Below are 11487 nucleotides of genomic sequence, written 5' to 3'. Positions count from 1 at the left end.
TTGTTCCAGTTTATCAAGGGGTTAAGGGCGTTCCCGCCGGAAAGTGCGCTATGTGGACAACGTCCGGCGTTGTGCACATAGCGGTCTGTCGCCCCCGTCCTTTCACAGCGGCCCGATAGCATTCAGGCTATGAACGCGGCCGCAGTTCCCGAAGCTTCCCATCCCTCCTCCGAGCTCGCCTCCGGTCCGGCTGCCTCGAACAAGGGGCAGGTACTCGCCTGGGCTGCCTGGGACTGGGGCTCGGCAGCCTTCAACGCAGTCATGACCACCTTCGTCTTCACCGTGTACCTCACCTCGAACGCATTCGGCGGAGAGGACACTGCGTCGGCAGCCCTCGGCGCAGCCTTGGCCGTAGCCGGGCTGGCCATTGCCCTGTTGGCACCTGTGACCGGCCAGCGATCGGATGCCGGAGGCAGGCGGAAACTATGGCTTGGCGTGAATACCGCTGCCACGGCCTTCCTCACGGCTTTATGCTTCTTCGTCTTCCCCCAGCCAGGCTTCCTGTTGCTCGGCGTCTGCCTCATCGCTTTAGGCAACGTATTTTTCGAGTTCGCCGGCGTGAACTACAACGCCATGCTGGCCCAGATCTCCACGCCGAAGAACATCGGCAAGGTCAGCGGCTTCGGCTGGGGCATGGGGTATCTTGGCGGCATTGTTGCCCTGCTCCTGGTCCTGCAGTTGTTTGTCCAACCGTCCTTCGAGTGGTTTGGATCATCCACGCAGGACTCATTGAACATCAGGCTCGTCGCCGTCTTCTCAGCGTTGTGGTTCTTCATCTTTGCCCTGCCCGTGCTGTTCGCAGTGCCCGAACTCCCGGGCAGGAAGGGAGCCGCCTCCCTGGGCTTCTTCGCTTCCTACCGCCTGTTGTTCAAACGCATCGCGGCGATCTACCGCACCAGCCCGCACACCATCTTCTTCCTTCTTTCCAGCGCCATCTTCCGCGACGGCCTGGCCGCGGTTTTCACCTTCGGCGGAGTGATTGCGGCCGGCACGTTTGGTTTTGAACTCAAGGACGTCATTTTCTTTGCGATCTTCGGAAACGTCGTTGCTGCCGTGGGTGCCATCATTGGCGGTTTCCTCGACGACAGGATCGGTCCCAAGGCTGTGATCGTGATTTCCCTGGTTGGCCTGCTCGTCGCAGGAACGGCCATCCTGGTGCTGGGCAACGGCACCTACGTCATCTTCGGCAACGAATGGCCCGGGGCCAGCACCTTCTGGGTCTTCGGCCTCCTGCTCTGCCTGTTCGTGGGTCCGGCCCAATCGTCGTCGCGGGCCTACCTGGCGCGGCTCGCCCCCAGCGGCGAATCCGGCGAGCTGTTTGGCCTTTACGCCACCACCGGACGCGCCGTAAGCTTCCTGGCGCCCAGTCTCTTCACCCTGTGCATCACAATTGCCGCTCCGTTTGTTGAAGAAGGTGGAGCCCAACGATGGGGCATCCTCGGGATCATGGTGGTCCTGCTGGCGGGCCTCCTGGTGATCCTGCCTGTGAAGCCGCCCAGCAAGACCGAAATCGCCGTGGTCCCGGACAACTGAACGCCCGGCTACAGCCGAGCGCGAACGCTGCTTCCCAGCGCTTGCAAGAGAGTTAAGGTGTACGTATGAACGTGGAAGAGACCGAACTCCCGGGCCTTGGTGTCCGCAAGGATTTCGTCACGGCTTCTGGCCGTCGCATTGGCGTGGTTGAGCACCGCGAGGGCGAAACCGAGCTTTTCGTCTCGACGTGGGACGACCCCGATACCTGCCAGGCCTCCATCCCGCTGACCGCGGACGAAGCGTCCTGCCTGGGCAACCTCCTGAGCGGACAGCACGTCGCCATGCGCCTGGCCGAGGCACACCGGGAAATCCCCGGCATCGTCACCCGGCAGTTCTCCATCACCGCTGATTCCCCGTTCGTCAACCAACCCATGGGCAAAGCGCAGATCCGCACCCGCAGCGGCGTTTCCATCGTGGCGATCATGCGCGAAGGCGAGGTAGTCCCGTCGCCGGCACCCGACGTCGTCCTTCACATTGGCGATCTGCTGGTAGCAGTCGGCACGCAGGAAGGTCTTGACTCGGCCGCCGGCATCCTCCGCAACGGCTGACCCGTGGATCCGCTCGCGCTTGCCCTGGTGGAATTGGGCGCCGTCGTCTTCTGTCTGGGACTGCTGGCCCGGTTGGCGGGCCGGATCGGAATGTCGCCCATTCCGCTTTACCTCCTGGGCGGCTTGGCGTTCGGCGCCGGCGGGCTGGTGAAGCTTGACGGCATGCACGAGTTTGCGCATTTGTCGGGGGAAATCGGCGTGATCCTGCTGTTGCTGATGCTCGGCCTGGAATACACCGCTTCCGAGTTGGTCACCGGGCTGAGGCGCTCCTGGCAAGCCGGCGTCCTGGACTTCATCATGAACTTCATCCCGGGTGCAGGCATCGCCGTGCTCCTCGGTTGGGGCTTGGTAGGCGCGATAGTCATGGGCGGCGTGACGTATATTTCCTCATCCGGAATCGCGGCCAAAGTCATCACGGACCTCGGCCGGATCGGTAACCGCGAAACTCCGGTGATCCTCTCCATCTTGGTTTTCGAAGACCTCGCCATGGCCATCTACCTTCCAATCCTCACCGCGATCCTGGCCGGCGTTGGCTTCCTCGGCGGGCTTCAAACCGTGGGTATCGCATTGGCCGTTGTCACTGTGATCCTGGTGATCGCGCTGAAGCACGGCCACCGCGTCTCCCAGGCCATCCACAGCGAGAATTCCGAGGTGTTCCTGCTCAACGTCCTGGGCCTGGCACTGTTGGTTGCCGGCATCGCCTCGGCGCTGCAGGTTTCCGCCGCCGTGGGTGCCTTCATGTTGGGCATCGCGATTTCCGGTGCCACCGCCCACAACGCCACCCGGATCCTTGAACCGCTGCGGGACTTGTTCGCAGCGATTTTTTTCGTCGTCTTCGGCCTTAACACGGATCCCCGCTCCATTCCCCCTGTCCTCGGCGCGGCACTCCTGCTGGCTGTGCTCACCGCAGCCACCAAGATCCTGACCGGGTTCTGGGCAGCCAAACGTGCCGGGATCGCCGTGCCCGGACGTTTCCGTGCGGGTGCAGCCCTGATCGCGCGCGGCGAGTTCTCCATCGTCATCGCAGGCCTGGCAGTGGCGTCGGGCGCGGTGCCCCATGAACTCGCGGCCCTTGCTACCGCCTACGTCCTGATCATGGCCGTGATGGGACCACTCGCCGCGCGTTTCGTGGAGCCGGTGGTCAAGGCATTCCGCAAGTCTCCCAAAGCCCCGCCTCGCACACCCGAGCGCACCCCGGCCTAGCGGCCGCGTCACCGAGGGGTTAGCTTCCGGCACAAACCACACCCCAAAACCCCGAGACCTACCCCTTCGCACACGAGCCCGCCCGCCGAGGGGTGAGCTCCCGGCACGAACCACACCCCAAAACCCCGAGACCTAACCCTTCGGTGACCACCCACCACGAACGAGGGCGTCCCGCACCCGCACCGCGGCGAAGTCGAACCCTCCGGAACGGATGTGCGCAGCGGTGACGGTGATCGAAATCCAGCCGTTCTCAACCAGGGATTTGTCCCGCCTGATGTCGGACTCCTTCTGCGAGGCTGTGAGGTGATGGCCGCCGTCGTAATTAATGGCGACTTTGAACTCAGGAAAGGCGAGGTCCGGCCACGCCAGTTCTCTCCCGTCAGCAGAGCAGACCACGTAACTGAGCACGGGTTCAGGCAAGAATGCCCGGACCAACGCGAGCCGGAGCCTGGTCTCGGGCGCCGAATCTGCACCCACCCGGGCCAGTTCCAGTGCAGCCCGTGCTTTGCGAATGCCCCGCCGGCCAACGCCTGTTTCGAGCTGCGCACGCAGGTCATCCAGGGAGCACAGGGCCACGCGGTTGCGTCCGAAGCTCCGCTCCTGTTCGCAGATGAAGTGGTCCGCCGCTACGACGAGGTCCTCGAAAGGAAGCACCCCGGCCAAATCCAGCCACGTCCTGGCAGGCGTGGTTAAGGGAACACCGTCCAAGCAGGAGAAATCGGAATCAGGCAAGACCATACGGTGCCCACGGACACCGCGACGTTGCGGGCGGTGCGTTCCATCGCGACGGGTCAGGTGTATGAGGAAGCTGCGTTGGGCCCGGAGTGGCAACGGACAACCCCAGAGGAGTGCGGCCGTCTCCCGGCAGCAAACTGTTCCGTTCGAGACGGAGGTCAGGACCCGCGCAGTGTGCCAGATGTCCTGGGCTGCGCCCCACGGAACCCGCACTCCCCTGCTTGGAACGAGGAGGTCACCACCCCATGCACGATGTTCCGAAACTCCCGCAGCCCTTTGCTCGGACAAAGTGAATGATCGACCTTGCAATTCAAAGGGCAGTGTTTCCGGCTTCCGCATGAAACCATTCTTGGCACGCCGAAGGGACCAGGTGTGGGTTACCCACAGTGTGGAGGAGTAGTCCAAACTGGTGCCCTCCGCCGAGGGGTGAGCTTCCGGGGATAATCTCAGGCCAAAGCGCCGAGAGCCAACCCCTCGGCGCAAAAGCTCAGATAGATGTTCGGTGGAAGTTCTGGTGGCTGCGGCTGGCTGTCGGACCACGCTGGCCCTGGTAGCGGTTGCCGTATTCGCCGGATCCGTACGGGTGTTCCGCGGAGGACGTCAGGCGGAAGAAGCACAACTGGCCGATCTTCATGCCGGGCCACAGCTTGATGGGCAGCGTGGCGACGTTGGACAGCTCCAGGGTCACGTGCCCGGAGAAGCCGGGGTCAATGAAGCCTGCGGTGGAGTGCGTCAGCAGGCCGAGACGGCCCAGCGAAGACTTGCCTTCCAGCCGTGCAGCGATGTCGTCGGGCAGGCTCACGGTCTCGTAGGTGGAGCCAAGCACGAATTCGCCCGGGTGCAGGATGAAGGGCTCGTCGCCCTCTACCTCCACCAGGCGGGTCAGCTCAGGCTGTTCCTCGGAAGGGTCGATGTGGGCGTATTTGTGGTTGTCGAAGAGACGGAAAAACCGGTCGATCCGCACGTCCACGGAAGACGGCTGAACCATCGCGGGGTCGTACGGTTCAAGGGCGATCCGTTGGGAGTCAATTTCGGCACGAATATCGCGGTCAGAGATCAGCACAGCATCAAAAATACCGCATGCATTGTCCCCGCCGTCCCGTGCGACTATAGTTCCCGGACAGGTTAAGCCGCGCCCGGACTTTGGGGGCATCGAGCATTCGCGGGGTAATTGTGGGGAAATTGGCAGCGCCTGCGGCAATCGTCGTGGCCGGAGTACTGGCATTGGTGGTAGCCGGATCCAGTCAACTCCTGCCTGCCACGCAGGCAGTTCCGGACGGCGGAACCACTCCGTCCAGCAGCGCACCTTCCGGCCTCAAGGCTCCCGAACCAAGCACGACGGCGGTCGACTCGCCAACGGCGGAATCGCCCGCCCCCGGCGAGGAGCCAAGCGGCACCACAGCCACTGACCAGGGTCCAGCGACGGTTCCAGTTGCACCCACCCGGCCGGTCGCCGTCGAACCCACGGTCGAATCTCCCCCACCCGTTCCAAATATCGGCCCATCGTGGGGTCCTGACGCCCCGGCACTGGAGGCCACCACGCCGGAGGTTCCCGGCGGCGAAGTCGCTGGTCCGGCACCTGCAGATCCGGAACCATCGGTTGACCCAACCCCCTCCGCGCCGGCAGCTGGGCCACTACCGGACGTGACGCCGTCGGCCTCCGCAAGCGCAACGCCCACGGCAACCAGCACCACCCCCGCCACGCCAGCGGCAACGCCCACACCCACGGCAACCGCCCCCAGCCCAACCGCGAGCCAGAGCCCAATCCAAACCCCCTTCCCCGGCAAGGCCCCCAGCAGCAGTCCCACCACGGACAACGGCGCCCTCGCCCTGCTCCCGGACAACAACTCGGCCGCGATCCTGACCGTCTTCAACGCGATCAACAGCTACCGTGCCTCCCTTGGCCTGGCTCCGGTGAAGTACCACGCAACCGTGGCCAACCTTGCGCAGGAGTGGTCCAACAACATCGCAAGCCGGGAAGTGATCCAGCACCGGGCCAACTTCTGGACTGATCCGCGCGCGATGAACCCGAACAACGGCGCCGGCGAGGTCATTGCGGTCCGTTGGGACCGTGACGCTGCGCAGCTCGTGGAATGGTGGAAGGGCTCCCCCGGACACGATGCGCTGCTCCGGGACCCACGGTTCAACGTGATGGGCATCGGCATCACGTATACCGACGGCAATTGGCAGACCACCCCCAACCGCTACACGTTGTGGGGTGTGGTCAATTTCTTCGGCTACACCACGTTGCCGGCCGGGACCACCACACGCCCCGGCGGAACGGTGACGCCACCTACGGACCCTGTGGGCGCGTGCGAGCCCGGCGACAAGCACCAACCGCCAACCGTGGACTTGAAAGCTGCGTCCATCCGCAGCGCAGCAGACCTGGTGTCCGTTTCCCAGAACGGCACGGTGTACTCCTACCAGTCCCTGGGCAACGCCAAGTTCGGTTCGGCCAGGCAGATCGCCGCGGGCTTCACTGGCCTCAAGGAGTTGTTCGTCTCCGACTGGGACCGGGACGGCGTCTTCGACCTCATCGCGCAAAAAACCGACGGACAGCTGCTGGTGTACCCGGGCAAGGCGTCCGGGGGCTTCGGTTCTCCGGGGGTCCTGGGCCAGGGGTGGCAGTCGCTCACCATCTCCGTGGGCCAATGGTGCGCCAACAACCGGCTCCCCCAAATCGTTGCCATGGATGGTTCAGGCGGTTTGTGGCTCTATAAGAACTCCGGGCTTTCCTACATCCGGAGCCAGTCGGCCATTGGCACGGGGAACCCTGCCGTGCGCCTGAGCATGGTGGATTACAACGCGGACGGCTTCCAGGACCTGTTGACGGTCGAGGCCACCGGCAATCTCCGCCTGTACCGCGGCAGCGGGCTTGCGACGCCGCGGCAGGAAGCGCGGCCGATCGTCGGCGCGGCATGGACGGATTACAGCGGCATCCGCGCCCTGCAGGGCGTCGGCGGCCCGGGCACCACCGGCGTTGCCGGGTTGGGCACCAACGGCGTGCTTGAATACTGGGACCTCACCTCGGGACGACTCACTGCGCCGGTCACCGTGGGCGGCGGTTGGAGTGGTTTCAAGCTGGCCCAGTAAGCCTCAGGCGGCGGGCTCGGACTCAATCACGGTCTTGAGCTGCTCCAGTTGGGCGACTTCGGCTTCCATGGTCTTCTGGATCATGCCGTTCATCAGCTTCTGCAGGCCCTTGGGGTGGTACTCCAGCGCGAACCTGAGCCGCGTGGTCTTCCCTTCGGTGCTGAGGTAGTAGCCACCGCTGGGCCTTGCCGGTCCGGCCACTACCTCGAAGCGGACTTCCGCCCCCGGACGGGCCTCGGTGATCTCAAAGTCGGCGGCGATGGGACGGCCGCCGGGTCCAGTGAGGGTCTGCTGGTAAACAGCGCCCTTCTCGCCGCGCACACCGGAACGGAGTTCGATGCTGCGGATCCCGGAACGCCAGAGCGAGTTGTTCATCCCGTCCATGAGGAATGCGAACACGGTCATGGCGTCCCTGCTGATCACCACTTCATGGGCTGCAAATGCCATGGAAACCTCTTTCGGCGTACGGTCGAATGGTCGTAGCCCGGTTCCCCATACACTGCAGCTAACACCTTCAGAATAGTCAGCCGTAGCGGCCCGCGACACACGGCCACACGAGCCTTGACCGAATGGTTACCTGACACTCCTGCCCAAGCCCGGTAGAGTGCCTGCGGCTGGCAAAAACCGAAGTGGGGGATCAAATGCAGGTTCGCGTCCAACAACCATGGGCAGGAAAAGTACGACGGCGATTGGCCGGGTGCGCGGCTTTCCTCGCCATCGCCGTGGCCGGCAGTGTTGCCGTCGCAACCCCGGCGAGCGCCGCTCCGGCGGGCACCGCTCCGGCGAGTGCAGCCCCGCTGAGCGCCGCAGCCAACGCCGCCCCGGCGTCGTTATTCGCCCAAGCCGCAGTCCCTGCCACCGTCAACCCGCTCCCGAGCGTCGACCCGGTGGGCGATCCGGCAAGCTTCTCCGTGCTGGTCAACAAATCCAGGCCCCTGAACCCCGCAAGCTTCGCGCCGGGCGACCTCATCAACGCCCGCGGCTCAGGACAGTACCTGCGCGCAGAAGCCGCTGCGTGGCTCAACGGGCTGTTCCAGGGTGCCGCGGATGCCGGCACGGGTGGCCTCTCGATCGTGAGCGGCTACCGCTCCTATGCACAGCAGCAGCAGGTGTACTCCTACTACGTCAGCATTTATGGCCAGGCGTACGCGGACACCATCTCAGCCCGTCCGGGATACAGCGAGCACCAGACCGGCTTGGCCGTGGACGTGGGCAACCAGAACGGTTCGTGCGGGCTGAGCACGTGCTTCGGGGACACCGCGGCGGGCAAGTGGGTGGCGGCGAATGCCCACAAGTACGGCTTCATCGTCAGGTATCCCAACGGCTATACGGGTACCACTGGATACAGCTACGAACCCTGGCACCTCCGGTATGTGGGTGTTGCCTTGGCCACGGACATGAACCGCCGCGGGTACCCCACTCTGGAGCAGTACTTCGCCGGCAACACCGCCGCCGGTGCGAGCATCAAGTCGGGCGCAGACCTTGTTGCCGCAGACTCTTCCGGGCGCCTGCTTCGATTCCCGGCGACGGCGGTGGGCAGTTACGCGGCGCCGGTCCAGATCGGTTCGGGCTGGACAGGGCTCAAGCAAGGCTTCGTGGTGGACTGGGACATCGATGGTGTCTACGACATCCTGGCCCAGTGGAACAACGGCGTCCTGGGCGTTTTCCGGGGGCTTCCCGGTGGCGGCTTCGCGGGGCAGGTTGTGGTGGGCAACGGTGGTTGGGACCAGATGACCATCACTGTGGGCAAGTGGTCCCACGCGCATCCTAGGCCCAGCGTAGTGGGGTACTTCCCTGACGGCGTGCTCCGCTACTACCCCAACACCTTCGGCGGCGCCCTGAGCGGCCCGCAGATCATCGGCAAAGGCTGGAACGGCATGGAGCTGACCATGGCCGACTGGGAGGGAGACGGCGCCAACGACCTCATTGCCCGGACCGCCTCGGGTTCGCTGATCAACTACCGCGGCGACGGCTGGGCAGGCTTTTACGGACCAGCCATGACGGTAGGAACGGGTTGGCAGTACATGCGGGCCTTGGTTCCAAGCTTTGGACTGACCGGCGCTGGAACACGTGGCATCACGGCGCAGACCATGGAGGGCAACCTCTACAACTACGGTCTGGGCCGCAGCCAGTGGACCACCTACTTCCAAGTGGGCTCGGGGTGGAACAGTTTGAAGATCTTCAAGTAGCGCGCCTGTCCGGAGCACCCGCTGAACTGCGCTAAGCTGGGATTCGCTCCGGCGTACAACCGGGGCGATGCGGGCGTAGCTCAATGGTAGAGCGCTAGCTTCCCAAGCTCGATACGCGGGTTCGATTCCCGTCGCCCGCTCCAGCAAGACCCCTTGGCTGATGGACCAGTTCACCAGCCAAGGGGTCTTTTCTTGTGTGCTCCCGAGCCTAAAATCGTAGGTACATCACCTATCCGGGAGGTCCTCCAATGACTCTCACCGACGATGCTGGGGCGGGTCCACTCGCCGTCATCCACCGCCTGTTGGAAGCCACGAATAAGCACGATCTCGAAAGACTGGCCGAGTGCTTCTCGCCTGGCTACGTCAACGAAACCCCCGCCCACCCCACCCGGGGATTCACGGGCAGGGACACCATCCGCACCAATTGGGAACAGCTCTTTACCGGGGTTCCGGACATCAAGGTACGGATGGTCTCACACAGTGTGACCGCCAGCCAGGTATGGACGGAACTCCACATGCAGGGTTCCTGGCGCGATGGCACACCGCATGAGCTCACGGGCGTGGTCATTTTCGGCGTTGAAGAGGGTGCCATCAACACCGCCCGCTTCTACATGGAACCCGTGGAGCATCTGGTCCGTATGGACGACACTGCCGATCGCGTCAGCCACAGGGTCACCCACGGGCGGCTCCAAGAAGCTCCTGCCCAGGCGGCGTCGCAGTAACGCCACCTGAGCAGGGCCGCCCGTCAGGCTGTCCGGGTCCTGGCCACGATCCGCAGGACCCGGCGCCGGTCCCGCAGGTCCACCTTGAGTTGCAGCGATGACTTCCGTGCCAGTACGACGGCGACTACCGCAGCCGCCGCTGCCGGCACACCGCCGGCAATCAGGATGCCCACTTGCGGTCCGAAGTGCTCGGCCAGCCAGCCCATCACCGGTCCGCCGATGGCCTGCCCGCCGATGAGCACCACAAGGTAGAGGCTCATCACGCGTCCACGGATGCTCATGTTGGAGCTTGTCTGCACCATCTGGTTTGCGGCAGTCAGGAACATGAGGCACCAGAATCCCGCGAGGACCATCGCGACGCTGAACCAGACCATGGACGGCATCGCTGCCGAGAGGACCAGCATCAATCCGTACAGCCCGGCAGAAAGGACCACCGACCGCAACCGCAGCTCCCGGCGGCGGGTGGACGCCACTGCTCCGGTCAGTGCACCGAGCGCAACCATGGCGTTCAGCAGGCCGTAGCCTCCGGCACCGGCGTCGTACACGTGGTCCGCGAAGGCGGCCAGCAGCACAGGAAGGCTCATCGCGAAAACTGCCACGAAGCCTGCCATCAACCATGGCCAGTAAATGGTGGGCTTGCTGAGCGCGTAGTGCAGGCCTTCGCGGAGCATGCCCTTTTTGCGGGGCGTCGGCTGGCTGAGGTGGAGCTGGTCCTTGCGCAGGATCATCAGCATGGTCACGGTGGAGCAGCACGCAACCGCATTGGCAGCGAACGCCCAGCCTGCACCCACTGCAGTGAGCAGCCAGCCAGCCAAGGCAGGGCCAATCAGGCCGCCCAGTTGGAACGTTGTGGAGTTCAGGCTGATGGCGTTGCGCAGGTATTTGGGGCCGACGAGTTCGTTGACGAACACCTGCCGCGCAGGCTGGTCGAGGACCGTAACGAAACCCAAAACCAGGGCAATCACGTAAACGTGCCACACCTCCACGGTGTGGGTGAGTGACAGCGCCGCCAGGGCTGCCGCCAGGACCGCTGCCGCCGACTGGCAGATCATGAGGATCTTCCGTTTGGCGAAGCGGTCGGCCATCATGCCGCCCCACGGGCCGAGGAACAGGGAAGGCATGAACTGCAGCGCCACGGTGATTCCGACGGCGGTGACGGAACCGGACAGTTGGAGCACCATCCAGTCCTGCGCAATGCGCTGCATCCAGATGGCGATCACGGCGATGAAGTGGCCGATGGCGAAGATCCTGAAGTTCGGGACCTTCAACGAGATGAAGGTGTGCCGCCAGGGCAGCTTTTCGCTTACGACGGCGAGTGGCTCGGTGACGGTGTCCGGCACGTGTGGTGCGGACAGGGAATCGATGACGGGCTGGCTGACGTTTGCCGCTGAAGGCGGTGGGGGTGCCAAAAGTAGTCCTCGGATCGAGAGTTTCGGTGGAATGGCTTTAACGCTATGGTTGCCA

Annotated in this window: 10 protein-coding genes and 1 tRNA gene; 7 read left to right on the top strand and 4 right to left on the bottom strand. The window is 64.2% G+C overall.

Annotation, left to right across the window (positions count from 1 at the left end):
- Window positions 1-129 precede the first annotated feature (129 nt).
- The 3 genes from ACFVSJ_RS17405 (at window position 130) to ACFVSJ_RS17395 (ending at window position 3284) form a co-directional block, all read left to right on the top strand.
- On the top strand, window positions 130-1533 hold the full coding sequence (locus tag ACFVSJ_RS17405) for an MFS transporter (protein ID WP_387438194.1): 1404 nt from the start codon (window positions 130-132) through the stop codon (window positions 1531-1533).
- A gap of 65 nt (window positions 1534-1598) precedes the next feature.
- Entirely contained in the window at window positions 1599-2081 is a 483-nt protein-coding gene (locus tag ACFVSJ_RS17400) for a cation:proton antiporter regulatory subunit (protein WP_387438193.1), read from the top strand.
- Between the two features lie 3 nt (window positions 2082-2084).
- Complete coding sequence (locus tag ACFVSJ_RS17395) at window positions 2085-3284, top strand: cation:proton antiporter (protein ID WP_387438192.1); 1200 nt, start codon at window positions 2085-2087, stop codon at window positions 3282-3284.
- A 132-nt stretch (window positions 3285-3416) separates the two neighbouring features.
- Here ACFVSJ_RS17395 and ACFVSJ_RS17390 read toward each other — a convergent pair whose 3' ends face one another.
- Together ACFVSJ_RS17390 and dcd are read right to left on the bottom strand one after the other, a co-directional pair.
- Window positions 3417-4016, bottom strand: a complete 600-nt coding sequence (locus ACFVSJ_RS17390) for a hypothetical protein (protein ID WP_387438191.1) — start codon at window positions 4014-4016, stop codon at window positions 3417-3419.
- A 490-nt stretch (window positions 4017-4506) separates the two neighbouring features.
- On the bottom strand, window positions 4507-5082 hold the full coding sequence (gene dcd, locus ACFVSJ_RS17385) for a dCTP deaminase (RefSeq protein ID WP_387438190.1): 576 nt from the start codon (window positions 5080-5082) through the stop codon (window positions 4507-4509).
- 119 nt (window positions 5083-5201) lie between these two features.
- Here dcd and ACFVSJ_RS17380 point away from each other — a divergent pair, with 119 nt between their 5' ends.
- Window positions 5202-7112: a CAP domain-containing protein gene (locus ACFVSJ_RS17380; protein ID WP_387438189.1), complete on the top strand. Its 1911-nt coding sequence runs from the start codon at window positions 5202-5204 to the stop codon at window positions 7110-7112.
- Between the two features lie 3 nt (window positions 7113-7115).
- Here ACFVSJ_RS17380 and ACFVSJ_RS17375 read toward each other — a convergent pair whose 3' ends face one another.
- The gene (locus ACFVSJ_RS17375; protein WP_387438188.1) at window positions 7116-7559 is read right to left on the bottom strand and encodes an SRPBCC family protein; all 444 of its coding nucleotides are present in this window, start codon (window positions 7557-7559) and stop codon (window positions 7116-7118) included.
- A 194-nt stretch (window positions 7560-7753) separates the two neighbouring features.
- Here ACFVSJ_RS17375 and ACFVSJ_RS17370 point away from each other — a divergent pair, with 194 nt between their 5' ends.
- The 3 genes from ACFVSJ_RS17370 (at window position 7754) to ACFVSJ_RS17360 (ending at window position 10023) form a co-directional block, all read left to right on the top strand.
- Complete coding sequence (locus ACFVSJ_RS17370) at window positions 7754-9301, top strand: D-alanyl-D-alanine carboxypeptidase family protein (protein ID WP_387438187.1); 1548 nt, start codon at window positions 7754-7756, stop codon at window positions 9299-9301.
- A gap of 69 nt (window positions 9302-9370) precedes the next feature.
- A tRNA-Gly gene (locus ACFVSJ_RS17365) sits at window positions 9371-9444 on the top strand.
- 105 nt (window positions 9445-9549) lie between these two features.
- The gene (locus ACFVSJ_RS17360; RefSeq protein ID WP_387438186.1) at window positions 9550-10023 is read left to right on the top strand and encodes a nuclear transport factor 2 family protein; all 474 of its coding nucleotides are present in this window, start codon (window positions 9550-9552) and stop codon (window positions 10021-10023) included.
- 23 nt (window positions 10024-10046) lie between these two features.
- Here the strand turns inward: ACFVSJ_RS17360 and ACFVSJ_RS17355 are convergent, their stop codons facing one another.
- A complete protein-coding gene (locus ACFVSJ_RS17355; RefSeq protein WP_387438185.1) occupies window positions 10047-11432 on the bottom strand; it encodes an MFS transporter in 1386 nt (461 codons plus the stop codon).
- Between the last annotated feature and the right edge of the window lie 55 nt (window positions 11433-11487).

The sequence above is a fragment of the Paenarthrobacter sp. NPDC058040 genome (assembly GCF_042885775.1).
Lineage (GTDB): Bacteria > Actinomycetota > Actinomycetes > Actinomycetales > Micrococcaceae > Arthrobacter.
This window is presented reverse-complemented; position numbering and strand designations above follow the sequence as displayed.